This window comes from Streptomyces sioyaensis, assembly GCF_004122735.1.
GTDB lineage: Bacteria > Actinomycetota > Actinomycetes > Streptomycetales > Streptomycetaceae > Streptomyces > Streptomyces sioyaensis.
The window spans coordinates 1-26,486 of sequence record NZ_SDIF01000099.1; the positions used below are offsets into that span (position 1 = coordinate 1).

Below are 26,486 nucleotides of genomic sequence, written 5' to 3' on the forward strand. Positions count from 1 at the left end.
GGGTGTGGTGGATGCGGGTGGGGAGTAGGGGCGAAGGTGCCGGAGGGCTCGTCCCGTAGAGCGGGCAACGACGAATCGGGGGGACTGTCGGTCCGCAACGAGGGATCGTCCGTCCGCAACGAGGGGTCGTCCGACGGAGTGGGTGCCGTCCGGTGCGGCGGGCGAAGCGCCGGCCGGGCGGGCGATGGATGTGCGGCTCGTCCGGGCGAGTAGGTGGCGGAATCGGGGGGATCGTCCCGGATCGTTGTGTGGCTCGATACGCAGAGTGTCCACAGGGCGAAACCGGGTCGCATGGGTACCCCGGGTCTCCCATACGCTTGTCCTGTGACACCCGCTGAGCTCTCCCGTACCGTCCTGCGCTCCGTGCGTGGTGCGGTGGAGGAGCAGGAGCTCTCCGTGCCCGTGCCGGCGCGGATCGTGGTGCGGCCGTCGCCGCGCCCCGGGTGTGGGGACTACGCCTCCAATGTCGCGCTGCAGCTCGCCAAGCCGGCGGGCCGGCCGGCCCGCGAGGTGGCCGAGATTCTGCGGAAGCGGCTGGCCGGGAGCCCCGGGATCGCCCGGGTCGAGATCGCCGGGCCGGGGTTCTTGAATTTCACGCTGGGGGACGAGGCGCAGGTCGCCCTGGTGCGGGACGTGCTGGCGCAGGGGGATCGGTACGGGGACCGGAGTGCCCCCCGTACCCACGGTGGCCGGAGTGCCCGGACGGCAGAAGCCGGTTCGGTCGACGGTTCCGCTCCGGCCGACGGTGCCCTGGCCGGTTCCGGTGCTCGTGAAGTGGTGGTGGGCGAGGCGTTGGCGCGGATCGAGGCGGCGGCCGGAGTACCGGACTCCAGGTGCGTCCACGCTGTCCCCCACCCGTCCGACCTCGTCGCGCTCCTCGCCCGTCTTGGCTCCGACGAAGCGCGCTGGGTGCTGTTGCGGCCGGCCGCGCATGATCCGGTGCGGGTGCCGGAGCGGCCCGTGCAGCGGGAGAGCAATCCGCGGTTCCGGGTGCAGTACGCGCACGCCCGGGCCCGGGCGCTGCTGCGGAACGCGGGTGAGCTGGGGTTTTCGGGGGAGCCGGGGGAGATGGGGCGTCCGGTGGCCGAGGGCGCCGCGGGTGTCCCGGAGGAGGCGGCGCGACCGTCCGGGCCCGGGGACGGGGCCGGAACGCAGGCCGCTTCCGCCGCCCGGCCGCTTCAGGGGCTGCTCACTCTTCTCGCCACCTACCCCTCCGTCGTCGAGACCGCCGCACGGCTGCGGGCGCCGGACCGGGTGGTGCGGCATCTGGAGGCGACCGCGGACGCGTTCTTCCGCTGGCACGACGATTTTCCGCCACTGCCCGTCGGGGAGCAGAAACCCTTGGCCGTGCACCGTGCCCGGCTGGCGCTCGCCGAAGCCGCCGGGACGGTGCTAGCCAACGGCCTGCGTCTGCTCGGCATCTCCGCTCCCGAACACCTCTGAACGATTTTGAGGGGATCTCCACTGTCATGAGTCGCTCCGCGCATCCCGCAGGGCCCCGGCATGCCGACGTGTTGCCCGAGGGGCACTACGCCGGGCCGCCCGCCGATCTCAACACGCTGGACCCGCGCGTCTGGTCGCGTACGGTCCAGCGCAATGCCGACGGTGTGGTCACCGTCGGAGGGCTGGACGTCACCGCGCTCGCCGAGGAGTTCGGTACGCCGGCGTACTTCCTCGACGAGGACGACTTCCGGGCGCGCTGCCGGGCCTGGAAGGACGCCTTCGGGCCGGGGGCCGACGTGTTCTACGCCGGGAAGGCCTTCCTGTCGCGCGCCATCGTGCGCTGGCTGAACGAGGAGGGGCTCAACCTCGACGTCTGCTCCGGCGGCGAGCTGGCCACGGCGCTGGCGGCCGGCATGCCGGCCGAGCGGATCGCGCTGCACGGCAACAACAAGAGCACCGAGGAGATCACCCGCGCCGTGGAGGCGGGGGTCGGGCGGATCGTGCTCGACTCGTTCCAGGAGATCGTGCGGGTCGCGCACATCGCGGAGCGGCTGGGCAGGCGCCAGCGGGTGCAGATCCGGGTCACGGTCGGTGTCGAGGCGCATACGCACGAATTCATCGCGACCGCGCACGAGGACCAGAAGTTCGGCATCGCGCTGGCGGGCGGCCAGGCGGCCGAGGCCGTGCGGCGCGCGCTCAAGCTGGACGGGCTGGAACTCATCGGAATTCACAGCCATATCGGGTCGCAGATCTTCGACATGGCCGGATTTGAGGTGTCCGCCCGCCGTGTCGTGCAATTGCTGACCGAAGTGCGCGACGAGCACGGCATCGAGCTGCCCGAGATCGATCTGGGCGGTGGCCTCGGCATCGCGTACACCTCGGACGACGACCCGCGCGAGCCGCACGAGATCGCGGCGGCGCTGGGTGACATCGTGCGCCGCGAGTGCGCGGCGGCGGGGCTGGCGGTGCCGCGGCTGTCGGTCGAGCCCGGGCGGGCGATCGTCGGGCCGACGGCGTTCACGCTGTACGAGGTCGGCACGGTCAAGGAGCTGGAGGGGCTGCGGACGTATGTGTCCGTGGACGGCGGGATGTCGGACAACATCCGCACCGCGCTGTACGACGCGGAGTACAGCGTGGCCCTGGTCTCGCGGACCTCGGACGCCGAGCCGATGCTGTCGCGGGTGGTCGGCAAGCACTGCGAGAGCGGGGACATCGTCGTACGCGACGCCTTCCTGCCGGCCGATGTGGCGCCCGGGGACCTGCTCGCGGTGCCGGCCACCGGTGCGTACTGCCGTTCCATGGCGAGCAACTACAACCACTCGCTGCGGCCGCCGGTCGTAGCTGTCAGGAACGGTGCGGCGAGGGTGATCGTCCGGCGGGAGACGGAGGAAGATCTCCTGCGGTTGGACGTCGGGTAGGGCCGGATCGCCGGGCCCCGACCCGGGATGAAATAAATGTCTCGGCATCTGGACGACGGACGGAAACCGCCGTCCGGTGCGTGAGACTGGTGCATGAAGCAAGCTGAAAATCGCTGATCGATGAGAAGCAGAGGTCGAATGATGCGTACGCGTCCGCTGAAGGTGGCGCTCCTGGGCTGTGGTGTTGTCGGCTCAGAGGTGACGCGCATCATGACGACGCACGCCGACGATCTCGCCGCCCGCATCGGTGCGCCCGTGGAGCTCGCCGGGATCGCCGTCCGCCGCCCCGACAAGGTGCGCGAGGGCGTCCCGGCCGAGCTGATCACCACCGACGCGACCGCGCTGGTCAAACGCGGCGACATTGATGTCGTGATCGAGGTGATCGGCGGCATCGAGCCGGCCCGCACGCTGATCACCACCGCCTTCGAGCACGGCGCGAGCGTGGTCTCCGCCAACAAGGCGCTGGTCGCGGCGGACGGCGCGGCGCTGCACGCGGCGGCCGAGGCCAAGGGCGCGGATCTGTATTACGAGGCCGCCGTCGCCGGTGCGATCCCGCTGGTGCGGCCGCTGCGCGAGTCGCTGGCCGGCGACAAGGTCAACCGGGTGCTCGGCATCGTCAACGGCACGACCAATTTCATTCTCGACAAGATGGATTCGACCGGCGCGGGCTACAGCGAGGCGCTGGACGAGGCGACCGCCCTGGGCTACGCGGAGGCCGACCCGACCGCCGACGTCGAGGGCTTCGACGCCGCCGCCAAGGCCGCCATCCTGGCCGGCATCGCCTTCCACACCCGCGTGACCATCGACGATGTGCACCGCGAGGGCCTCACGGAGGTCACCGCCGCCGACATCGCCTCCGCCAAGCGCATGGGGTGCACGGTCAAGCTGCTGGCGATCTGCGAGCGGGCCGCGGACGGCGCGTCCGTCACCGCGCGGGTGCACCCCGCGATGATTCCGCTCACGCATCCGCTCGCCTCCGTCCGTGAGGCGTACAACGCGGTCTTCATCGAGGCCGACGCGGCCGGTCAGCTGATGTTCTACGGGCCGGGCGCGGGCGGTTCGCCCACCGCCTCCGCGGTCCTCGGCGACCTCGTGGCGGTCTGCCGCAACAAGCTCTCCGGCACCACCGGGCCCGGCGAGTCCGCCTACACACGGCTGCCGGTCAGCCCCATGGGCGCGGTCATCACGCGGTACCACATCAGCCTTGACGTGGCCGACAAGCCCGGTGTTCTCGCGCAGGTCGCGACCATCTTCGCCGAACACGGCGTATCGATCGATACGGTCCGTCAGCAGGGCAAGGACGGCGAGGCATCGCTCGTCATCGTCACCCACCGGGCGGCGGACGCGGCCCTGTCGTCGACCGTCGTGGCACTGCGCGAGCTCGACACCGTCCGCGGTGTCGCCAGCATCATGCGGGTCGAAGGGGAGTAGAGGAACCCATGTCAGCCAATTCCACCGTGACCACGACGAGCCGTCAGTGGCGCGGCATCATCGAGGAATACCGCGACCGGCTCCCGGTCAGCGACACGACCGAGGTCGTCACCCTCCGGGAGGGCGGCACACCCCTCGTACCGGCCCAGGTCCTCTCCGAGCGCACCGGGTGTGAGGTGCACCTCAAGGTCGAGGGCGCCAACCCCACCGGCTCCTTCAAGGACCGCGGCATGACGATGGCCATCACCCGCGCCAAGGAGGAGGGCGCCAAGGCGGTCATCTGCGCCTCCACCGGCAACACCTCCGCCTCGGCCGCCGCCTACGCGGTCCGCGCGGGCATGGTCTGTGCGGTGCTCGTCCCGCAGGGCAAGATCGCGCTCGGCAAGATGGGCCAGGCCCTGGTGCACGGCGCGAAGATCCTCCAGGTCGACGGAAATTTCGACGACTGCCTGACGCTGGCCCGGCGGCTGTCCGACAACTACCCCGTCGCACTTGTGAACTCCGTCAATCCGGTACGTATCGAAGGCCAGAAGACCGCGGCCTTCGAAATCGTCGACATGCTCACCGATGCGCCGGACATCCATGTCCTGCCCGTCGGCAATGCCGGCAACATCACCGCGTACTGGCGGGGCTACCAGGAGTACGCGGCCGACGGCATCGCCTCGCGCACCCCGCGCATGTGGGGCTTCCAGGCCTCCGGCAGCGCCCCGATCGTGCGCGGAGAGGTCGTCAAGGACCCGACGACCATCGCCACCGCGATCCGCATCGGAAACCCCGCTTCGTGGGCGAACGCCGAGCGGGCGCGGGACGAGTCCGGCGGCTTCATCGATGACGTGACCGACCGTCAAATCCTGTCCGCCTACCGCCTGTTGGCCGCGCAGGAGGGCGTCTTCGTGGAGCCCGCCTCGGCCGCGTCTGTCGCCGGTCTGCTCAAGGCCGCCGAGGAGGGCAAGGTCGACCCCGGCCAGCGCATCGTCTGCACGGTCACCGGCAACGGCCTCAAGGACCCGGACTGGGCGGTGGCCGGCGCGCCGCAGCCGGTCACGGTCCCGATCGACGCGGACGCCGCTGCCGAGCGCCTCGGCCTCGTCTAGGACGCCGCCGTACGGGCGGACCTGCGCGTACAGCATCCGGTGGCGGGGCGCGGTGAGCGTCCCGCCACCTCCGGCAGAGCAAATTGTGCAAAGGCTGCAAAGTCCAGGGAAAGCGGCGCTGGGGCACGGCAAGGCGCGCGACACGCATCGTGCGCCTCCTGTGCGCCCTATGTCGCGACAGAACCTTCCTTCGATAGGCTGGCAGCAACTCCCCTCCCCACGGCATGACGCAGTGGTGTGCAGGGCAGGTCAGAACGGTCCCCATGAGCCGGCCGGGCGCCTCGGTGCCGCGGCGTTCCGGGGCAGTACCGCAGCATCAATCAAGGAGAGTCATCGAGCGATGGCCGGTCCCGCGTTCCGCGCCGCCGCCGTCCGGGTGCGCACCCCCGCTACCAGCGCCAATCTCGGTCCCGGCTTCGATGCCCTGGGTCTTTCCCTGGGCCTGTACGACGATGTCGTGGTGCGCGTCGCCGACTCCGGGCTGCACATCGACATCGCAGGTGAGGGCGCCGACACCCTGCCCCGCGACGAGAGCCATCTGCTCGTCCGGTCGATGCGCACCGCCTTCGACCTGCTCGGCGGACAGCCGCGCGGCCTGGAAATCGTCTGCGCCAACCGCATCCCGCACGGCCGCGGCCTGGGGTCCTCCTCGGCCGCCATCTGCGCCGGCATCGTCGCCGCGCGTGCGGTGACGATAGGTGGCGAGCAAAAGCTCGACGACACCGCACTGCTGGAGCTGGCCACCGAGATCGAGGGCCACCCCGACAACGTCGCCGCCTGTCTGCTGGGCGGTTTCACGCTCGCCTGGATGGACTCCGGCACCGCCCGCGCGATCCGGATGGATCCCGCCGATTCCATCGTTCCGGTGGTCTTCGTGCCCGGAAAGCCGGTGCTTACCGAGACCGCCCGCGGACTGCTGCCGCGCACCGTCCCGCATGTGGACGCCGCGGCCAACGCCGGCCGCGCCGCACTGCTCGTCGAGGCCCTGACCAGGCGCCCCGAGCTGCTGCTCGCCGCGACCGAGGACCGACTCCACCAGGAATACCGCGCTCCCGCGATGCCGGAGAGCGTGGCCCTGGTGAACCGGCTGCGCGCGGACGGCGTCCCCGCAGTCGTGTCCGGTGCGGGCCCCACGGTCCTCGCGCTGGTGGAGGACGCGGCGGCCGACAAGGTCGCGGCACTGGCGGGCGAGGGGTGGGCGGCAAACCGCCTGGCCCTCGACGCGGCGGGCGCCTGCGTACTGCCGCTCGCCGGGTGAGCACGCAGGTGGCCGACGATTGCCGGTCTTGGAGAGGGGGAATGTTTGTTGGATCCGGTAGTGTTAACCTCAAGTCAGTACTCGACGCCTGAGTGGCGCGGTGCTTCGTGTCCCCCATCGGGACCACTTTCTTCCGGGAGCCTCCCAATCTGCTGGGCGCAATTGTCAAAGCCGGCAATTGCCTGAGCGGAAGTGAGCACGCTCCGGAATCGGCGTGGTGAATGGCCACTCTGCATCTCCTCACGCCGGCGCCATGAACTGATCTCTCCGCCATTTCCGGCGGGACCACCGCCCCGGCCCGGTCCACCAGACCAAGGACACAGCCGGACAGCACAACCGGTCGCCGAGCCAGACAGGCCGACGCCCGCTCCAGGGAAGGACCCTTCGTGAGCGACACCACCGATCTGATGGGCGCGCGTACCGATGGCAGTGCCACCGCGCCCGCCACGGACGCTCCCGCCGCGCCTGCAACCACGCGGCGCCGCCGTTCCGGCACCGGCCTTGACGGCATGGTCCTGGCAGAGCTGCAGCAGGTCGCCTCCGGCCTCGGTATCAAGGGCACCGCGCGGATGCGCAAGAGCCAGCTGATCGAGGTCATCAAGGAGAAGCAGGCCTCGGGCTCGGGCTCCGGCGCCAAGGCCGACGCGCCCGCCGACACCGAGACCAAGCCCAAGCGCCGTACGACCTCCAAGGCCCGTACCGGCGAGGACGGCGCGGAGCAGGCCGCCGGCAAGGCAGCCAGGTCCGACAAGGGCGACAAGGCCGCCGACAAGGCCGGGGCCCAGCAGCAGATCGACATCCCCGGCCAGCCCGTCAGCGACGAGCAGCCGGCCGGCGAGCGCCGCCGGCGCCGCGCCACCGCCGCCGCGGGCAGCCCCGAGGCCGCTTCCGGCGACCTCAAGACCGACACCAAGGTCGAGGCGAAGACCGAGGTCAAGACCGAGGCCAGGACCGACACCGCGGTCTCCCCCCAGGAGACCGGCGAGGGCCGCCCCGGCAAGAGCGGCGAGCGCCAGGAGCGCGGGGACCGCCAGGACCGCGGCCAGAAGGGCGACCGCGGGGACCGCGGCCAGCGCCAGCGCGACCGCGGCGACCGCCGCAAGGGCGACGCCGGCGACGGCGGCCAGGGCGGTCAGGGCGGCCAGCGGCAGCGCGACCGCCGCAATGACGACGACGACGACTTCGAGGGCGGCCGCCGGGGCCGTCGCGGCCGCTACCGCGACCGCCGGGGCCGTCGCGGCGGCCGCGAGGACTTCGGCAACGAGCCGCAGGTCTCCGAGGACGACGTGCTGATCCCCGTCGCGGGCATCCTCGACATCCTCGACAACTACGCCTTCATCCGGACCTCCGGCTACCTGCCGGGCCCGAACGACGTGTACGTCTCGCTCGCCCAGGTCCGCAAGAACGGCCTGCGCAAGGGCGACCACGTCACCGGCGCGGTCCGCCAGCCCAAGGACGGCGAGCGGCGCGAGAAGTTCAACGCGCTGGTCCGCCTCGACACGGTCAACAGCGTGGCGCCCGAACAGGGCCGCGGGCGGCCGGAGTTCGGGAAGCTCACGCCCCTGTACCCGCAGGAGCGGCTGCGCCTGGAGGGTGAGTCGGGCGGGCTGACGACCCGGATCATCGATCTGGTCACCCCGATCGGCAAGGGCCAGCGCGGTCTGATCGTGGCCCCGCCGAAGACCGGCAAGACCATGATCATGCAGGCGATCGCCAACTCGATCACCCGCAACAACCCCGAGTGCCACCTGATGGTCGTCCTCGTCGACGAGCGTCCCGAAGAGGTCACCGACATGCAGCGGTCGGTCAAGGGCGAGGTCATCTCCTCGACCTTCGACCGCCCTGCCGAGGACCACACCACCGTCGCCGAGCTGGCCATCGAGCGCGCCAAGCGCCTGGTCGAGCTGGGGCACGACGTGGTCGTCCTGCTGGACTCGATCACCCGTCTGGGACGTGCGTACAACCTCGCCGCCCCGGCCTCCGGCCGCATCCTGTCCGGTGGTGTCGACTCGACCGCGCTCTACCCGCCGAAGCGCTTCTTCGGTGCCGCGCGGAACATCGAGGACGGCGGTTCGCTGACCATCCTGGCCACCGCGCTGGTCGAGACCGGCTCGCGGATGGACGAGGTGATCTTCGAGGAGTTCAAGGGCACCGGCAACCTGGAGCTCAAGCTCGACCGCAAGCTCTCGGACAAGCGCATCTTCCCGGCGGTGGACGTGGACGCGTCCAGCACCCGTAAGGAAGAGATCCTCATGGGCAGCGACGAGCTGGCCATCGTGTGGAAGCTGCGCCGGGTGCTGCACGCCCTGGACCAGCAGCAGGCCATCGAGCTGCTGCTGGACAAGATGAAGCAGACGAAGTCCAACGCGGAGTTCCTGCTGCAGATCCAGAAGACGACGCCGACCGCGGGCAACGGCAACGACTGACGCCCGCGGGGCGCGTTTTCCGGCGCCTTCCTCGAAGCCCCTCTCACCGCTGCAGGTGAGGGGGGCTTCGTGCTGCCCGCTGCGGACGGCGGGCCGCGGGCGGCGCTGTGACCTGCACTGCGCCCGGCGGGGCCGGCAGACGCCGCACTTGAGACGTTCCGCACAGATCCACTGCAACCCATACGGTTTCGGCCATGGCCGAAAACGGGACGAAAGCCCAGGTAGGAGGGTCGAAGGTCCCGAGCGGACGGTTCAGTCCCCGGCAGCTTTCTAAGAAAGCGCTCATGACTCGCTGTGCAACCCTTCCCGTCAACCTCCCGTCTGACAGGGCGCCCCGGACATGACAGCGCGCTGTCCGGTGGCGGCGGGGCGCAGCCGAGCGAACGAGGACTGAGGAGCAGATGGCGGACAGCAACGGGACCGCGAACACGGCTGAAAGCCGTGCCCGCGGCATACGCGCCACGGGTCGTCGGCGCAAAGGGCCCACCCGGCGCCGCCGGATACTGACCATCACCCTGTGCACGCTGGTCAGCGTGGTACTGCTCGGTGGTGCCGGTCTCGGCTACGTCTACTTCAAGCTCAACGGCAATCTGAAGGGCGTCGACATCAACTCCGCCCTCGGGCACGACCGGCCGAAGAACGTCGACAACGGCTCGATGGACATCCTCGTGATGGGCTCCGACTCCCGGGCCGGCAAGAACGGGGAGTACGGCAAGGACGAGGGCGGCGCGCGGTCCGACACGGCGATGATCGTGCACGTCTACAAGGGCCGTAAGAAGGCCAGCGTGGTCAGCATCCCGCGCGACACCCTGATCGCGCGCCCGGACTGCACCAGCAACGGCAAGGACGTCCCCGGGCAGCAGCGGGCGATGTTCAACACCGCGTTCGAGGTCGGCGGCCCGGCCTGTGCCGTGAAGACCGTCGAGTCGATCAGCGGGACCCGGATGGATCACTTCATCGAGGTCGACTTCACCGGCTTCAAGAAGCTCATCGACGCGCTGGGCGGGGTGGACGTCACCACCAAGAAGCCGATCAACGACAACAGCAGCCATCTGCATCTGCCGGCCGGCCGGCACACCCTCAACGGTGAGCAGTCGCTCGCCCTGGTCCGCACCCGGCACGGCGTCCCCGGCGGCGACGGCAGCGACCTGGGCCGTATCCAGCTCCAGCAGACGTTCCTCAAGGCCCTGATGAACCAGGTCAAGAACGTCGGGGTGCTCACCAACCCCACCAAGCTCTACGACATCGCCGACACGGCCACCAAGGCCATCACCACCGACACCGACCTCAATTCGGTCAGCGAACTGACCGGGCTGGCCAAGAGCCTGGGCAACATCGGGTCGGACAACATCAACATGGTGACGCTGCCGGTCACGTACGACAAGGCCAACCCCGACCGGGTGGTGCCGCTGGAGAAGCAGAGCCAGCAGGTCTGGGACGCGCTGCGGCAGGACAAGGAGATCCCCAAGTCCGCGACCAAGGGCTCGGCCGGTGACCAGGGCGGCACGGACCGGTACGTGAAGTAGTCGGACGCCGCGGTGGAGGGGGCGCAGGCTCCCCACGAGCGGCCCGGGAATAGTCGCGGCCGCACCCCGGTTTTGGGAGATACGGCTAGTCCTGGCAGACTGGACCGTCGGCCCCGGTTCACGTGACGCAACCCGCGACACGACCCGGTGCACTCCCGAACCTAGGAGAATCCCTTGAAGCGCGACATCCACCCGGAGTACGTCGAGACCCAGGTCAGCTGCACCTGTGGCGCGTCCTTCACCACCCGTAGCACCGTCGGCGGCGGCAGCATCCGCGCCGACATCTGCTCCGAGTGCCACCCGTTCTACACGGGCAAGCAGAAGATCATGGACACGGGCGGCCGCGTGGCCCGCTTCGAGGCCCGCTTCGGCAAGGGCGCCGCTGCCAAGAAGTAGCGACCCTCAAGGCGCCGGTCTCCGGTCGCCCCTGCTCAGGGGTGACCGGACCGGCGTCTTTGTTTGCGTCGTCCAGGCCCCCGGTAGTCCCAGCCAGCAGAGGAACCCACGATGTTCGAGGCGGTCGAAGAACTGATCGGCGAGCACGCCGATCTCGAGAAGCGGCTGGCCGACCCCGCGGTCCACGCCGACCAGCGCGAAGCCATGCGGCTCAACAAGCGCTACGCCGAGCTGACCCCGATCATCGCGACGTACCGCGGCTGGAAGCAGACCGGTGACGACATCGAGACCGCGCGCGAACTCAGCCAGGACGACCCGGAGTTCGCCGACGAGGTCAAGGAGCTCGACGCCCAGCGCGAGCAGCTGACCGAGAAGCTGCGGCTGCTGCTGGTCCCGCGCGACCCCAGCGACGACAAGGACGTCATCCTGGAGGTCAAGGCCGGCGAGGGCGGCGAGGAGTCCGCGCTGTTCGCCGGCGATCTGCTGCGGATGTATCTGCGCTACGCCGAGCGGGTCGGCTGGAAGACCGAGATCCTGGACGCGAACGAGTCCGACCTCGGCGGGTACAAGGACGTCCAGGTCGCCGTGAAGACCAAGGGCGGCGGTGGTGCCACCGAGCCGGGGCAGGGCGTCTGGGCGCGGCTGAAGTACGAGGGCGGGGTGCACCGCGTCCAGCGCGTGCCCGCCACCGAATCGCAGGGCCGCATCCACACCTCCGCGGCCGGTGTGCTGGTCACGCCCGAGGCCGAGGAGGTCGAGGTCGAGATCGTGGCCAACGACCTGCGGATCGACGTCTACCGCTCCTCCGGGCCCGGCGGCCAGTCCGTCAACACCACCGACTCCGCGGTCCGCATCACGCACCTGCCCACCGGCATCGTCGTCTCCTGCCAGAACGAGAAGAGCCAGCTCCAGAACAAGGAGCAGGCGATGCGCATCCTGCGCTCCCGGCTGCTGGCCGCCGCCCAGGAGGAGGCCGAGCGCGAGGCCTCCGACGCCCGGCGCAGCCAGGTCCGTACGGTCGACCGCTCCGAGCGCATCCGTACGTACAACTTCCCGGAAAACCGCATCTCGGACCACCGGGTCGGCTTCAAGGCGTACAACTTGGACCAGGTGCTCGACGGCGAGCTCGACCCGGTCATCCAGGCCTGTGTCGACGCCGACTCGGCCGCCAAGCTCGCCGCCGCCCAGTAAGCCCGCGCGAGCCGGTACGTACCGGCCGCAGACCGCCCCCGGCCGGCCGCGGACCGCACAATGAAGACGCAGCGCACTAGGAGGAAGGCCCCGTGAACCTTCTGCTCGCCGAGGTGGCCCAGGCCACCCAGCGGCTGGCCGACGCCGGTGTGCCCTCGCCGCGCTTCGACGCCGAGGAACTCGCCGCGTTCGTGCACGGCGTCAAACGGGGTGAGCTGCACCACGTCAAGGACGCGGACTTCGACGCCCGCTACTGGGAGGCCGTCGCCCGCCGCGAGGCCCGTGAGCCGCTCCAGCACATCACCGGGCGGGCCTTCTTCCGCTACCTCGAACTCGCCGTCGGGCCAGGGGTGTTCGTGCCCCGCCCGGAGACCGAGTCGGTGGTCGGCTGGGCGATAGACGCCGTCCGGGCCATGGACGTCGTCGAGCCGCTGATCGTCGATCTGTGCACCGGCTCGGGGGCCATCGCGCTGGCCCTGGCACAGGAGGTGCCGCGCTCGCGGGTGCACGCCGTGGAGCTGTCCGAGCAGGCGCTGGACTACGCCCGCAAGAACGTCGAGGGGTCCCGCGTCGTTCTCCATCACGGCGACGCGCTGACCGCGCTTCCCGAACTGGACGGGCAGGTCGACCTGGTCGTCTCCAACCCGCCGTACATCCCGCTGACCGAGTGGGAGTACGTCGCACCCGAGGCCCGCGACCACGACCCCGAGCTCGCGCTGTTCTCGGGCCAGGACGGCCTGGACACCATCCGCGGCATCGAGCGGACCGCACACCGCCTGCTGCGGCCCGGCGGCGTGGTCGTCATCGAGCACGCCGACACCCAGGGCGGACAGGTTCCGTGGATCTTCACCGAGGAGCGGGGCTGGGCCGACGCGGCCGACCACCCGGACCTCAACAACAGGCCCCGTTTCGCCACCGCACGCCGGGCGACGCCATGACGCGTCCCGCTCCGGCGCCGGCAGCCGATGCATCCGAAGTATTCGTTTCGCACGAGGAGGTCCCGTAATGGCACGGCGATACGACTGCAGCGACGCGACCGACCGCACCACCGGTCTGCGCGAGGCCGCCTCGGCCGTCCGCCGCGGTGAGCTGGTCGTGCTGCCGACCGACACCGTCTACGGCATCGGGGCGGACGCCTTCAGCGCCGAGGCCGTCGGCGACCTGCTGGAGGCCAAGGGCCGTGGCCGCGGGATGCCCTCCCCGGTCCTGGTCGGGTCCCCCAACACCCTGCACGGCCTGGTCACCGACTTCTCCGAGCAGGCCTGGGAGCTGGTCGACGCCTTCTGGCCCGGCGCGCTCACCCTCGTCGCCCGGCACCAGCCGTCGCTGACCTGGGACCTGGGCGAGACCCGCGGCACGGTCGCGGTGCGGATGCCGCTGCACCCCGTCGCGATCGAGCTGCTGACCGAGTTCGGCCCGATGGCCGTCTCCAGCGCCAACCTCACCGGCCACCCCTCCCCGCAGGACTGCGACGCCGCACAGGAGATGCTGGGCGACTCGGTCTCCGTCTACCTCGACGGCGGCCCGACCCCGGCCGCGGTGCCGTCCTCGATCGTCGATGTCACCGGCAAGGTCCCGGTGCTGCTGCGCGAGGGCGCGATCAGTGCGGACGAGCTGCGCAAGGTGGTACCAGAGCTCGAGGTGGCCAATTGATGGCGCCCCTCGGGCGTGGCATAGCGGGACCAGGCGACGACTCTCTCCCCTCCGCATCCGTTTTCCGGATTCTCCACGTCAGCACCGGCAACGTCTGCCGCTCACCGATCACCGAGCGGCTGCACCGCCATGCCCTGGAACTGCGGCTCGGCGCGGCCCGCAGCGGCGGACTGCTGGTGGAGAGCGCCGGCACCTGGGGGCACGAAGGCGCCCCGATGGAGACCCACGCCGCGACCGTGCTGACCGACTACGGCGCCGACCCGGCCGGCTTCCTCGGCCGTGAGCTGCTCGACGAGCACGTCATCCGCGCCGACCTGGTGCTCACCGCCACCCGCGACCACCGCGCCCAGGTCATCTCGATGGGCCACTCCGCGGGGCTGCGCACCTTCACCCTCAAGGAATTCAACCGGCTGGTGCGGGCCATAGACCCCGCCACCCTGCCCGAGCCCGATCCGCACCTGCCGGACGGCGGGCTGGTCGAGCGCGCCCGTGCGCTGGTCGGCGCCGCCGCGGCGCTGCGCGGCTGGCTGCTGGCGCCCAACCCGGAGTCCGACGAGGTCTACGACCCCTACGGCGCCCCCATCACCTTCTTCCGCTCCATCGGCGACGAGATCAACCAGGCCCTCGACCCGGTCGTCACGGCCCTCACGGGAGTCCCGGCGCGGGCCTGACGGGCCCCCGGGCGCGGGCGTGGACCCTGTCGGCCCGTATACCGCGCCCGATCGCCCTGCCGCGCCTACATTGGGACTACGTCCCCGTACGAGGCCCGGAGCAAGCGATGCCTGCCACCACCGCGTCACCCCGCAGCGAGACCCCGGCCGCCGCTTCCCGGACCACCGGGCAGGCCGGCGCCGCTCCGTCGGAGTCCGTCGAGGACCGCGCCCGGGCCGCCGCCCGGGACGACGTCACCCGGCCGGCCGGCTCCCCCGACTTCGCCGCCCTGCTGCGCCAGGACCCCGAGATCGCCGGCGTGCTGCTCGGCGAGAGCGCCCGGCAGAGCGACGGGCTCCAGCTGATCGCCGCGGAGAACTTCACCTCACCGGCCGTCCTCGCCGCCCTCGGCTCCCCTCTGGGCAACAAATACGCCGAGGGCTATCCGGGCGCCCGGCACCACGGCGGCTGCGAGATCGTCGACCTCGCCGAGCGGATCGCGGTGGAGCGCGCCAAGGCCCTCTTCGGCGCCGAACACGCCAACGTCCAGGCCCACTCCGGGTCTTCGGCCGTTCTGGCCGCCTACGCCGCCCTGCTGCGCCCTGGTGACACCGTCCTGGCCATGGCCCTCCCGCACGGCGGACACCTCACCCACGGCTCGCCCGCCAACTTCTCGGGGCGCTGGTTCGACTTCGCCGGCTACGGCGTCGACGAGGAGACCGAGCTCCTCGACTACGACGCGATCCGCGACCTGGCCCTCGCCCGCCGCCCCAAGGCCATCGTCTGCGGCTCGATCTCCTATCCCCGGCACATCGACTACGCCGCCTTCCGGGACATCGCCGACGAGACCGGCGCCTATCTGATCGCCGACGTCGCGCATCCGCTCGGCCTGATCGCCGGGGGAGCGGCGCCCAGCCCCGTCCCGTACGCCCATGTGGTGTGCGCAACCACACACAAGGTGCTGCGCGGGCCGCGCGGCGGGCTGATCCTGTGCGGGGCGAAGCTGGCCGAACGCATCGACCGTGCGGTGTTCCCGTTCACCCAGGGCGGCGCGCAGATGAACGCCGTCGCCGCCAAGGCCGTCGCCTTCGCGGAGGCCGCCACGCCCGCCTTCGGCGCGTACGCCCATCAGGTCACCGCCAATGCCCGCGCGCTCGCCGAGGCGCTGGCCGGGTACGGTCTGACGATCACCACCGGCGGCACCGACACCCATCTGATCACCGCCGACACCGCCCCACTGGGCCTGGACGCGCCCACCGCCCGGGGCCGGCTGGCCGCCGCCGGGATTGTCCTGGACACCTGCGCCCTGCCGTGCGCCGAGGAGACGGCGACCCGCCGGACCGGCATCCGGCTGGGCACCGCGGCGGTGACCACCCAGGGCATGGGTGAGGCGGAGATGGCGCAGGTCGCGCGCCTGATCGTGGCGGCGCTGGAGGAGGATCCCGCGGCCCGCTCCGGGACTGTCGCTTTGGTCCACGGCTTTCCGCCTTATCCCGATCAAGGGTGACGGCCGGAACCGTTCGCCGGTGTCCTGCGTCTTCCCCTGTATTCACGGCCAGGGGGCGGACACGCATAGGGTGTGGGGCTGTGATGGCCAGCTATACCGATGGGGCAGCCCGTGCGTGAATACCTGCTGACGCTGTGCGTCACGGCCGCGGTGACCTACCTGCTGACGGGGCCGGTGCGGAAGTTCGCGATCGCGGCCGGTGCGATGCCGGAGATCCGCGCGCGTGATGTGCACCGTGAGCCGACCCCGCGGCTCGGTGGAATCGCCATGTTCGGCGGGCTGTGCGCCGGTCTGCTGGTGGCCTCGCACCTGACCAACCTCAAGAGCGTCTTCGAGACCAACGAGCCCCGGGCGCTGCTGTCGGGCGCCGCGCTGATCTGGATCCTCGGCGTCCTGGACGACAAGTGGGGCGTGGACGCGCTGGTCAAGCTCGGCGGCCAGATGATCGCCGCGGGCGTGATGGTCCTGCAGGGCCTGACGATCCTGTGGATCCCGATCCCCGGTGTCGGCACGGTCTCGCTGACGCCGATGCAGGGCACCCTGCTGACCGTCGCGCTGGTCGTCATCACCATCAACGCGGTGAACTTCGTGGACGGTCTGGACGGCCTCGCCTCCGGCATGGTGTGCATCGCGGCCGCCGCGTTCTTCATGTACGCCTATCGGATGTGGTTCGGCTACGGCATCGAGGCGGCCGCGCCCGCAACCCTGTTCTCGGTCGTTCTGATGGGCATGTGCCTGGGCTTTCTGCCGCACAACATGCACCCGGCGCGGATCTTCATGGGCGACTCGGGTTCGATGCTGATCGGCCTGGTGATGGCTGCCGGCGCGGTCTCGGTGACCGGCCAGGTCGACCCGGATCTGCTCAACGTGAAGGCCGGCGGTCTGCGCGAGGCGACCCACGCGATGGTGCCGGTCTACATTCCGCTGCTGCTGCCGCTGACGGTCATCGCGGTGCCGGTCGCCGACCTGATCCTGGCGATCGTGCGGCGTACGTGGAAGGGCCAGTCGCCGTTCGCCGCCGACCGCGGCCATCTGCACCACCGCCTGCTGGAGATCGGGCACTCGCACAGCCGGGCCGTGTTGATCATGTACTTCTGGTCGGCGCTGATCGCCTTCGGCGCGGTCGCCTACTCCGCGAACAACGCCAGCATGTGGATCGTGCTGGGCATCGTGCTGCTGAGCGCGGTGGGGTTGGTACTGCTCCTGCTGCCGCGCTTCACCCCGCGCGCCCCACAGTGGGCGGAGCGGATGGTTCCGCCGCGCTACCGCCGGCTCGCCCGCGCCGTGGTGGACCCCGCCGGGGCGGCCGCGGAGGCGTCCGCCGCCGCGGAGGCGGCGGACGAGGAGGAGCGGGAACCGATCCCGGCGGGCATCAACGGTGCCACCGCGATCGGCGACCGGTCACGCTTTGTGGACCGCCGCAAGGCGAGCAGTCACCACTGATCCCGGCGTCTGATCGCTCGAACGGGCATCAGAAACCGGGGCGGTTGACCTCATACCAGACAAAATTCGATCCGTCAGTGCACCAACGCGCAGGTTCACGCTCAGGTGTGACAGGGTCCACACGAACCAGGTAAAGACCTCATCAAATAGTTTGTGATACCGTTCACGAAACCCGGCGACAGAGCCGGAGGGCCCTAGTGCGACGGTCCTCGGGCCGCAGGTTCCGCCTCAGGCCGGGTCTACGCTCGTCCCTGACGACACAACCCCCACCCTTTGCCGGAGCGCCGCTATGCAGTCGAATGACGCCCGACTACTCCTTCACGCCCTTGTGCCCACGCTCGCCATCGGCGCCGTCGCCGTTGGCGTGAGCGCTGCGGTCGCAGGCGCGAAAGGAGCGCTCGGCGCCGTCGTCGGCACGTTGCTGGTGATGCTCGTCATGGGGGCAGGTCTGGTGGTCCTGCAGAAGACCGCGAAGAGCCTTCCGCAGTTGTTCCAGATGATGGGGCTGTTGCTCTACACGACGCAGATTCTGTTCGTGCTGGTGTTCCTGATCGCCTTCAAGGACACAACGCTCTTCGACACCAAGGCATTTGCGTTCACCTTGCTCGGCACCACCCTCGTATGGATCGCGGCACAGACCCACGGTCATATGAAGGCGAAGACTCTGTACGTGGAACCCGACTCCGCCGGGACGAAGAAGGCGGAGACGGCGGGGTCGCCGACGTGACACGTAGGGCCGAGATAAATGCCCTCATGCGGGCCTGCTATCGTCCGGTGCCAACTGCGGCACAGATGGCGCAGGCGGCTGAGCTCCCGAGTTCCACGCGAAACGACGGGCAGTTCTCGCGGCCGATGCCTGTGACTCGGTCCGGCTCAGCGCCGGCCGGCCGCCCCTCAATCCGTAAGACCAGTCCAGTGCCGCTCCGTGGCTCAACGCCGCGCCGACACAACGAGGTTGCCGTACCCATGCGCCACGCTGAAGGAGCCCGCGGTGAGTGCTGAAACGATGCTCGCCTTCGACACGGAGTGCCACCTCTTCATTCCGGGGTGTGGCTTCGAGGCCCCGGGCCTTCATTCGTTCGTATTCGAACCCCTCTTCACCATCGGTGGCTACGAGTTCAACAAGCCGATGCTGCTGGCGTTCCTCAGCACGATCGTGGTGGTGGGGTTCTTCTGGGCCGCATTCGGCCGGGCCAAGGTGGTGCCCGGAAAGCTGCAGATGATCGGCGAGGCGGGCTACGACTTTGTGCGCCGCGGGCTCGTCTATGACGCGCTGGGGAAAAAGGAGGGCGACAAATACGTCCCCTTCATGGTCTCGCTGTTCTTCTTCGTGTGGATCATGAACCTCTGGTCCATCATCCCGGTCATGGCGTTCCCGGTGACGTCGGTCATCGCGTTCCCGATCGGCCTCGCCCTGGTCGTCTATGTCCTCTGGCTGACCCTGACGTTCAAGAAGCAGGGCTTCGTCGGCGGCCTGAAGAACATCAGTGGCTATGACAAGTCGCTCGGCTGGGTGCTGCCGCTGATCATGGTGCTCGAGCTGCTCCAGCACCTGATCATCCGCCCGTTCACGCACGCGGTCCGACTGTTCGCGAACATGTTCGCCGGGCACCTGCTGATCCTGCTGTTCACCATCGCCAGCTGGTACATGCTGAACGGCATCGGCATCGTCTACGCGGGTGCGTCCTTCGTGATGACCATCGTGATGACCGCCTTCGAGCTCTTCATCCAGGCCGTCCAGGCGTATGTCTTCGTCCTCCTGGCCTGCAACTACGTCCAGGGCGCGCTCGCCGAGCACCACTGAGCACCCCTCTCCCAGCCCAACAGCTGTCCGGTGGCCAACCCCCACCGGTACGTGAAATGAGAAGGAAGTAACGGCATGTCCGCTGCTCTCGAAATGGTCAACCTCGCCGCCGGCTCCGCCAAGACCAACGTCGTCGGCAACGTCGCCTCCATCGGTTACGGCCTCGCCGCGATCGGCCCCGGCGTCGGCGTCGGCATCATCTTCGGTAACGGCACCCAGGCCCTGGCCCGTCAGCCCGAGGCGGCCGGCCTCATCCGCACCAACCAGATCATGGGTTTCGCCTTCTGTGAGGCGCTCGCCCTGATCGGCATCGTCATGGGCTTCGTTTACCAGTAAACGAACCGCATCGACTATCCATTCAGACGGAAGGCACTGATGTGAACGCCCTGGCGAACATGGCGGCGGAGGTTCCCGAGAACCCCCTGGTCCCGCCGATTCCAGAGCTGGTCATCGGCCTGATCGCTTTCTTCATCGTCTTCGGCTTCCTCGCCAAGAAGTTCCTCCCGAACATCAACAAGGTTCTGGAAGAGCGCCGGAAGCAGATCGAAGGCCGCATTGAGGAGGCCGAGGCGACTCAGGCCGAGGCTCAGCAGGTGCTCGCGGACTACCGGGCCCAGCTGGCCGACGCCCGTCACGAGGCCGCGCGTCTGCGCCAGGAGGCGCAGGAGCAGGGCGCGACGCTCATCGCTGAGATGCGCGCCGAGGGCCAGCGGCAGCGTGAGGAGATCATCGCTGCCGGTCACGCCCAGATCGAGGCTGACCGCAAGCAGGCTGCGCTGTCGCTGCGCCAGGACGTGGGCAAGCTCGCCACCGAACTGGCCGGCAAGCTCGTCGGCGAGTCCCTGGAGGACGTCGCCCGGCAGAGCCGGACCATCGACCGCTTCCTCGACGAGGTCGAGGCCAAGGCGGCGTCGGACACGACGAAGGCTGAGGCCGGCCGATGAACGGAGCGAGCCGCGAGGCACTCGCCTCCGCACGCGAGGGATTCAACGCGCTGACGGACGACAGCTCCGTCGACGCGGTGAAGCTCGCCGAGGAGCTTGCTGCCGTCACCGCTCTGCTCGACCGCGAGGTGTCGCTGCGTCGGGTCCTGACCGACCCGGCGCAGGCCGGTGAGGCCCGCGCCGAGCTGGCCGGACGGCTGCTCGGCAGCCGGGTCGGCGGTCCGGCCGCCGACCTGGTGACCGGTATGGTCCGCTCCCGCTGGTCGCGCTCGCGTGACCTGACGGACGCGATCGAGGAGCTGGCCTACAGCGCCGACCTCGTCGCCGCGCAGCGGGCCGGCCAGCTCGACGACGTCGAGGACGAGCTGTTCCGGTTCGGCCGGATCGTCGCCTCGAACCCCGAGCTGCGGCGGGCACTCACCGACCGGAACGCGACGGTCGCGGCCAAGACGGAGCTGCTGCACTCGCTGCTGGGCGGCCGGGCGAACCCGGTCACCGAGCGTGTGGTGATCCGTCTTGTCGCACAGCCGCGGGGCCGTAGCCTGGAAGCGGGGCTCGATGCCCTCTCCAAGCTGGCGGCGACCCGCCGGGACCGGATGGTCGCGGTGGTCACCTCCGCGGTGCCCCTCAGCGAAGGGCAGCGGCAGCGCCTGGGCGCCTCCCTGGCGCAGCTGTACGGACGGCAGATCCACCTGAACCTCGACGTGGACCCCGAGGTCCTCGGCGGAGTCCAGGTCCGGATCGGCGACGAGGTCATCAACGGGACCATCGCGGACCGCCTCGACGAGGCGACCCGGCGGATGGCCGGCTGACCCAGCCACCAACTCAAGAGCTGCACAACCGGCGGCAGGCGCCGGACCAGCCGGCCGGACCGACAGGTCCGGCTGCGGTCCGGAAGAGGCCCCGGGGACCAGCACAAGCATGACGGCGGCCCGAGTTGGGCCGTAAGCGGAAACCCCCTGGGGGACAGCCCCCCAGACACCCGCAAGTAACTTCGGGCCCAACAAGGAGAGCAGGGAACCCAGATGGCGGAGCTCACGATCCGGCCGGAGGAGATCCGGGACGCGCTGGAGAACTTCGTCCAGGCGTACAAGCCGGACGCGGCCTCGCGCGAGGAGGTCGGCACGGTCAGTGATGCCGGAGACGGCATCGCGCATGTCGAGGGCCTCCCCTCGGCGATGGCGAACGAACTGCTGAAGTTCGAGGACGGCACCCTCGGTCTTGCGCTGAACCTGGAAGAGCGCGAGATCGGTGCGGTCATCCTCGGCGAGTTCAGCGGCATCGAGCAGGGCCAGTCGGTGCAGCGCACCGGTGAGGTGCTCTCGGTCGCCGTGGGCGAGGGCTACCTCGGCCGCGTCGTCGACCCGCTGGGCAACCCGATCGACGGCCTCGGCGAGATCGAGTCCGAGGGCCGCCGCGCCCTGGAGCTGCAGGCTCCGGGCGTCATGGTCCGTAAGTCGGTCCACGAGCCGATGGAGACCGGCTACAAGGCCGTCGACTCGATGGTGCCGATCGGCCGTGGCCAGCGTCAGCTGATCATCGGCGACCGCCAGACCGGCAAGACCGCCCTGGCCGTCGACACGATCATCAACCAGCGCGACAACTGGCGCTCGGGCGACCCGAAGAAGCAGGTCCGCTGCATCTACGTCGCCATCGGCCAGAAGGGCTCCACCGTCGCGTCCGTGCGCGGCGCGCTGGAGGAGGCCGGCGCCCTGGAGTACACCACCATCGTCGCCGCCCCGGCGTCCGACCCGGCGGGCTTCAAGTACCTGGCGCCCTACACCGGCTCGGCCATCGGCCAGCACTGGATGTACCAGGGCAAGCACGTCCTGATCATCTTCGACGACCTTTCGAAGCAGGCCGACGCCTACCGCGCCGTGTCCCTGCTCCTGCGCCGTCCGCCGGGCCGTGAGGCCTACCCGGGCGACGTCTTCTACCTGCACTCGCGTCTGCTGGAGCGCTGCGCCAAGCTCTCCGACGACATGGGCGCCGGCTCGATGACCGGTCTGCCGATCGTCGAGACCAAGGCGAACGACGTGTCGGCGTTCATTCCGACCAACGTCATCTCCATCACCGACGGCCAGTGCTTCCTGGAGTCGGACCTGTTCAACGCCAACCAGCGTCCGGCGCTGAACGTCGGTATCTCCGTCTCCCGCGTCGGCGGCAGCGCCCAGCACAAGGCCATGCGCCAGGTGTCCGGCCGGCTCCGCGTGGACCTCGCCCAGTACCGCGAGCTGGAGGCCTTCGCCGCCTTCGGTTCCGACCTGGACGCGGCCTCCAAGGCGCAGCTGGAGCGCGGTAAGCGCATGACCGAGCTGCTCAAGCAGAGCCAGTACAACCCGTACCCCACCGAGGACCAGGTCGTTTCCATCTGGGCCGGCACCAACGGCAAGATGGATGACGTCCCGGTCGAGGACATCCGCCGCTTCGAGCGGGAGCTCCTCGACTACCTCCACCGGGAGAAGAAGGACCTGCTGACCAGCATCCGCGAGGGCGCCAAGATGTCCGACGACACCATCGGTGCGATCGCCGAGGCCGTCGACGGCTTCAAGCAGCAGTTCGAGACCTCGGACGGCAAGCTGCTCGGCGAGGACGCCCCGGCCGGCACCAGCAAGTGACGACGGAAGGGACCTGATCCATGGGAGCCAAGCTCCGGGTCTACAAGCGTCGCATCCGCTCCGTCACCGCGACCAAGAAGATCACCAGGGCGATGGAGATGATCGCCGCCTCGCGCGTCGTCAAGGCGCAGCGCAAGGTGGCGGCATCGACGCCGTACGCGAGTGAACTGACCCGCGCGGTGACAGCGGTTGCCACGGGCTCGAACACCCAGCACCCGCTGACCACCGAGGCGGAGAACCCGACCCGCGCCGCGCTGCTGCTCGTCACGAGCGACCGCGGCCTGGCCGGCGGCTACTCCGCCAACGTGATCAAGGCCGCGGAGCAGCTCACCGAGCGGCTCAAGGCCGAGGGCAAGGAGGTCGACGTCTACATCGTCGGCCGCAAGGGTGTGTCGTACTACAGCTTCCGCGAGCGCACGATCGTGGAGTCGTGGACCGGCTTCACCGACAGCCCGGCGTACGGGGACGCGAAGGCGATCGCCGCACCGCTGATCGAGGCCGTCCAGAAGGACACCGCCGAGGGCGGCGTGGACGAACTCCACATCGTCTACACCGAGTTCGTCTCGATGATGACGCAGACGGCGCTCGACGACCGGCTGCTGCCGCTCAGCCTGGACAAGGCCGTGGCGGAGTCCGAGGCGTCGGTCAAGGGCGAGATCCTTCCGCTCTTCGACTTCGAGCCGTCGGCCGAGGACGTCCTGGACGCCCTGCTGCCGCGGTACGTCGAGTCGCGGATCTACAACGCGCTTCTGCAGGCCGCCGCCTCCAAGCACGCCGCCACGCGCCGTGCGATGAAGTCGGCGACCGACAACGCAGAAGAGCTCATCAAGTCGCTCTCGCGGCTTGCCAATGAGGCCCGCCAGGCCGAAATCACCCAGGAAATCAGCGAGATCGTCGGTGGCGCGAGCGCACTGGCCGACGCGACCGCGGGGAGTGACTGACAACTATGACCACCACTGTTGAGACGGCCACGGCGACGGGCCGCGTCGCGCGGGTCATCGGCCCGGTCGTCGACGTGGAGTTCCCCGTCGACGCGATGCCGGAGATCTACAACGCGCTGACCGTCGAGGTCTCCGACCCGGCCGACGCCGGCAAGAAGAAGACCCTGACCCTTGAGGTCGCCCAGCACCTGGGCGAGGGCCTGGTCCGCGCGATTTCGATGCAGCCCACCGACGGTCTGGTCCGCCAGGCCTCGGTGACCGACACGGGCAACGGCATCACCGTCCCCGTCGGTGACGTCACCAAGGGTAAGGTGTTCAACACCCTCGGTGAGATCCTCAACAAGCCGGAGTCGGCTTCCGAGGTCACCGAGCGCTGGCCCATCCACCGCAAGGCGCCCGGCTTCGACCAGCTCGAGTCCAAGACCGAGATGTTCGAGACCGGCATCAAGGTCATCGACCTGCTGACCCCGTACGTCAAGGGCGGCAAGATCGGTCTGTTCGGTGGTGCCGGTGTCGGCAAGACCGTTCTGATCCAGGAAATGATCTACCGCGTGGCCAACAACCACGACGGTGTGTCGGTGTTCGCCGGTGTCGGCGAGCGCACTCGTGAGGGCAACGACCTCATCGAGGAAATGACGGACTCCGGCGTCATCGACAAGACCGCGCTGGTCTTCGGTCAGATGGACGAGCCGCCGGGCACCCGTCTGCGCGTCGCCCTGGCCGGTCTGACCATGGCGGAGTACTTCCGCGATGTGCAGAAGCAGGACGTGCTGTTCTTCATCGACAACATCTTCCGGTACACCCAGGCCGGTTCCGAGGTGTCGACCCTGCTCGGCCGGATGCCCTCCGCGGTGGGTTACCAGCCGAACCTGGCCGACGAGATGGGCCTCCTTCAGGAGCGCATCACCTCGACCCGCGGTCACTCGATCACCTCGATGCAGGCGATCTACGTCCCCGCGGACGACCTGACCGACCCGGCGCCGGCGACCACCTTCGCCCACCTGGACGCGACCACCGTTCTGTCGCGCCCGATCTCGGAGAAGGGCATCTACCCGGCGGTGGACCCGCTGGACTCGACGTCCCGGATCCTGGACCCCCGCTACATCTCGCAGGACCACTACGACTGCGCCTCGCGCGTCAAGACGATCCTGCAGAAGTACAAGGACCTCCAGGACATCATCTCGATTCTGGGTATGGACGAGCTCGGCGAGGAGGACCGGCTCACGGTCTACCGCGCCCGGCGTATCGAGCGGTTCCTGTCGCAGAACACCCACGTGGCCAAGCAGTTCACCGGTGTGGACGGCTCGGACGTGCCGCTGGACGAGTCGATCGCGGCCTTCAACGCGATCGCCGACGGCGAGTTCGACCACTACCCGGAGCAGGCCTTCTTCATGTGCGGTGGGCTTGAGGACCTCAAGAACAACGCCAAGGAGCTGGGCGTCTCCTGACCCCGGTAGCGCCCCGGGGGCGGCCCTGGCCGCCCCCGGTGTGTACGACCACTAGTATTTGACCCAACACCTGCCACACCAGGCAGGTGGAGACCCGAGGAGCCATCGTGGCTGAGCTGCACGTCGAGTTGGTCGCCGCGGACCGCAAGGTCTGGTCGGGCAAGGCCAGCCTGGTCGTCGCGCGCACCTCGTCGGGCGACATCGGCGTCATGCCCGGACATCAGCCGCTGCTGGGCGTGCTGCAGTCGGGCCCGGTGACGATTCGTACGACCGGCGAGAGCGGGGACGGCACCGTCGTCGCCGCGGTGCACGGCGGCTTCATCTCGTTCGCCGACAACAAGCTGTCTCTGCTCGCGGAGATCGCGGAACTGTCGGACGAGATCGATGTCCAGCGCGCGGAGCGGGCCCTGGAGCGAGCGAAGTCGGCGGCCGACGCGGTCGCCGAGCGCCGCGCCGATGTCCGGCTGCGTGCGGTGACGGGCGTTCACTGAGCCCCGGCACCGACGAGATCGATCCTCAGCCGCGGGCTGCCCGGAACACTCCGGAGCGGCCCGCGGCTGAGGCAATGCAGGTGCGTTTCCCTACCGCCGGACTCCGTCCGGGGGTACCCCCACCGAGGCGAGGAGGTCGGTCGAGATGGTCCTCGCTCTGCTTGTGAGCGGCGCGGTCGTGCTGGTCCTGGTGCTGCTGGGGCTGTTCGTCTTCGGACTGCGACGGCGGCTCATCCAGCGGTCCGGCGGCACCTTCGACTGCAGCCTGCGCTGGAACGTGCCGGAGAACGAGTCCGGCGGCAAGGGCTGGATCTACGGTGTGGCGCGCTACAACGGCGACCGGATCGAGTGGTTCCGGGTGTTCTCGTACGCGCCCCGGCCACGCCGTCTGCTGGAGCGCTCCGCCATCGAGGTCCTGGAGCGCCGCACCCCGCAGGGTGAGGAGGAGCTGGCGCTGCTCTCCGACTCGATCGTGCTGGCCTGCCGGCACCGCGGCACCCGCCTGGAACTGGCGATGAGCGAGGACGCGCTGACCGGCTTCCTCGCCTGGCTGGAGGCGGCGCCGCCGGGGCAGAGGGTGAATGTGGCTTGAGGCCGGGGGGCCTGGAATGCGGTGATCGCGGGGGCTCGGGGGTGCGGTGATCGGGGGCTCGGGGAATTCTCCCCGGGGAACAGTCTCCGCGCGCGTCGCGTTGAGGCCCCGAAGGGGGCGCCGGTACCCCCTACGGGATCTGTTCGGCCACCCCCTACGGCCCTGCCACCTCCTGCGTCCCGTCCTCCTACGGCCCCGCCCCCTCCGGCCC

Annotated in this window: 24 protein-coding genes; all 24 read left to right on the top strand. The window is 69.7% G+C overall.

The features are described from left to right. The first annotated feature begins 324 nt into the window (after positions 1 to 324). The gene (gene nrtL / locus EST54_RS26050) at positions 325 to 1,443 is read left to right on the top strand and encodes an ArgS-related anticodon-binding protein NrtL (protein ID WP_129250167.1); all 1,119 of its coding nucleotides are present in this window, start codon (positions 325 to 327) and stop codon (positions 1,441 to 1,443) included. Between the two features lie 26 nt (positions 1,444 to 1,469). Then, on the top strand, positions 1,470 to 2,861 hold the full coding sequence (gene lysA / locus EST54_RS26055; protein ID WP_129250168.1) for a diaminopimelate decarboxylase: 1,392 nt from the start codon (positions 1,470 to 1,472) through the stop codon (positions 2,859 to 2,861). Between the two features lie 138 nt (positions 2,862 to 2,999). Next, on the top strand, positions 3,000 to 4,292 hold the full coding sequence (locus EST54_RS26060) for a homoserine dehydrogenase (protein ID WP_040898338.1): 1,293 nt from the start codon (positions 3,000 to 3,002) through the stop codon (positions 4,290 to 4,292). Between the two features lie 8 nt (positions 4,293 to 4,300). Continuing rightward, the gene (thrC, locus tag EST54_RS26065) at positions 4,301 to 5,386 is read left to right on the top strand and encodes a threonine synthase (protein WP_129250169.1); all 1,086 of its coding nucleotides are present in this window, start codon (positions 4,301 to 4,303) and stop codon (positions 5,384 to 5,386) included. Between the two features lie 340 nt (positions 5,387 to 5,726). Continuing rightward, the gene (gene thrB / locus EST54_RS26070; protein ID WP_093485178.1) at positions 5,727 to 6,644 is read left to right on the top strand and encodes a homoserine kinase; all 918 of its coding nucleotides are present in this window, start codon (positions 5,727 to 5,729) and stop codon (positions 6,642 to 6,644) included. 386 nt (positions 6,645 to 7,030) lie between these two features. Then, positions 7,031 to 9,070 carry a transcription termination factor Rho gene (rho, locus tag EST54_RS26075; RefSeq protein WP_129250170.1) on the top strand — a complete coding sequence of 680 codons (2,040 nt, stop codon included), beginning with the start codon at positions 7,031 to 7,033 and terminating at the stop codon, positions 9,068 to 9,070. A gap of 401 nt (positions 9,071 to 9,471) precedes the next feature. After that, positions 9,472 to 10,596 carry an LCP family protein gene (locus EST54_RS26080; RefSeq protein ID WP_129250171.1) on the top strand — a complete coding sequence of 375 codons (1,125 nt, stop codon included), beginning with the start codon at positions 9,472 to 9,474 and terminating at the stop codon, positions 10,594 to 10,596. A 174-nt stretch (positions 10,597 to 10,770) separates the two neighbouring features. Then, a complete protein-coding gene (rpmE, locus tag EST54_RS26085) occupies positions 10,771 to 10,992 on the top strand; it encodes a 50S ribosomal protein L31 (RefSeq protein ID WP_129250172.1) in 222 nt (73 codons plus the stop codon). 111 nt (positions 10,993 to 11,103) lie between these two features. Next, positions 11,104 to 12,183, top strand: coding sequence for a peptide chain release factor 1 (gene prfA / locus EST54_RS26090; protein ID WP_129250173.1), 1,080 nt, complete (start codon positions 11,104 to 11,106; stop codon positions 12,181 to 12,183). Positions 12,184 to 12,275: 92 nt separating this feature from the next. Further along, positions 12,276 to 13,121, top strand: coding sequence for a peptide chain release factor N(5)-glutamine methyltransferase (prmC, locus tag EST54_RS26095; RefSeq protein ID WP_088800042.1), 846 nt, complete (start codon positions 12,276 to 12,278; stop codon positions 13,119 to 13,121). 67 nt (positions 13,122 to 13,188) lie between these two features. Then, positions 13,189 to 13,836: an L-threonylcarbamoyladenylate synthase gene (locus EST54_RS26100; RefSeq protein WP_129250174.1), complete on the top strand. Its 648-nt coding sequence runs from the start codon at positions 13,189 to 13,191 to the stop codon at positions 13,834 to 13,836. Beyond that, entirely contained in the window at positions 13,833 to 14,507 is a 675-nt protein-coding gene (locus EST54_RS26105) for an arsenate reductase/protein-tyrosine-phosphatase family protein (protein ID WP_372448189.1), read from the top strand. Before EST54_RS26100 ends, EST54_RS26105 begins: the two co-directional genes overlap by 4 nt. 107 nt (positions 14,508 to 14,614) lie before the next feature. Continuing rightward, complete coding sequence (locus EST54_RS26110; RefSeq protein ID WP_129250175.1) at positions 14,615 to 15,994, top strand: serine hydroxymethyltransferase; 1,380 nt, start codon at positions 14,615 to 14,617, stop codon at positions 15,992 to 15,994. Between the two features lie 99 nt (positions 15,995 to 16,093). Next, positions 16,094 to 17,437 carry an MraY family glycosyltransferase gene (locus EST54_RS26115; protein WP_174857518.1) on the top strand — a complete coding sequence of 448 codons (1,344 nt, stop codon included), beginning with the start codon at positions 16,094 to 16,096 and terminating at the stop codon, positions 17,435 to 17,437. Between the two features lie 289 nt (positions 17,438 to 17,726). Further along, positions 17,727 to 18,164, top strand: coding sequence for a hypothetical protein (locus EST54_RS26120; RefSeq protein WP_129250177.1), 438 nt, complete (start codon positions 17,727 to 17,729; stop codon positions 18,162 to 18,164). 279 nt (positions 18,165 to 18,443) lie between these two features. After that, positions 18,444 to 19,241, top strand: coding sequence for a F0F1 ATP synthase subunit A (atpB, locus tag EST54_RS26125; protein ID WP_129250185.1), 798 nt, complete (start codon positions 18,444 to 18,446; stop codon positions 19,239 to 19,241). A 75-nt stretch (positions 19,242 to 19,316) separates the two neighbouring features. Continuing rightward, the gene (gene atpE / locus EST54_RS26130; RefSeq protein ID WP_085922929.1) at positions 19,317 to 19,577 is read left to right on the top strand and encodes an ATP synthase F0 subunit C; all 261 of its coding nucleotides are present in this window, start codon (positions 19,317 to 19,319) and stop codon (positions 19,575 to 19,577) included. Between the two features lie 41 nt (positions 19,578 to 19,618). Beyond that, positions 19,619 to 20,185, top strand: coding sequence for a F0F1 ATP synthase subunit B (locus EST54_RS26135; protein ID WP_129250178.1), 567 nt, complete (start codon positions 19,619 to 19,621; stop codon positions 20,183 to 20,185). Beyond that, entirely contained in the window at positions 20,182 to 20,997 is an 816-nt protein-coding gene (locus tag EST54_RS26140; protein ID WP_129250179.1) for a F0F1 ATP synthase subunit delta, read from the top strand. The genes EST54_RS26135 and EST54_RS26140 overlap by 4 nt, the downstream gene beginning before the upstream one ends. 213 nt (positions 20,998 to 21,210) lie before the next feature. After that, positions 21,211 to 22,803 (top strand): F0F1 ATP synthase subunit alpha, encoded by a 1,593-nt coding sequence (gene atpA, locus EST54_RS26145; RefSeq protein WP_129250180.1) that lies wholly within the window; start codon positions 21,211 to 21,213, stop codon positions 22,801 to 22,803. Positions 22,804 to 22,823: 20 nt separating this feature from the next. Next, positions 22,824 to 23,744: a F0F1 ATP synthase subunit gamma gene (locus EST54_RS26150; RefSeq protein ID WP_129250181.1), complete on the top strand. Its 921-nt coding sequence runs from the start codon at positions 22,824 to 22,826 to the stop codon at positions 23,742 to 23,744. A 5-nt stretch (positions 23,745 to 23,749) separates the two neighbouring features. Further along, a complete protein-coding gene (atpD, locus tag EST54_RS26155) occupies positions 23,750 to 25,192 on the top strand; it encodes a F0F1 ATP synthase subunit beta (RefSeq protein ID WP_129250182.1) in 1,443 nt (480 codons plus the stop codon). Between the two features lie 107 nt (positions 25,193 to 25,299). Next, positions 25,300 to 25,683, top strand: a complete 384-nt coding sequence (locus tag EST54_RS26160; protein WP_006603087.1) for a F0F1 ATP synthase subunit epsilon — start codon at positions 25,300 to 25,302, stop codon at positions 25,681 to 25,683. Positions 25,684 to 25,828: 145 nt separating this feature from the next. Continuing rightward, positions 25,829 to 26,275, top strand: coding sequence for a DUF2550 domain-containing protein (locus EST54_RS26165; RefSeq protein WP_129250183.1), 447 nt, complete (start codon positions 25,829 to 25,831; stop codon positions 26,273 to 26,275). The last annotated feature ends 211 nt before the right edge of the window (positions 26,276 to 26,486 follow it).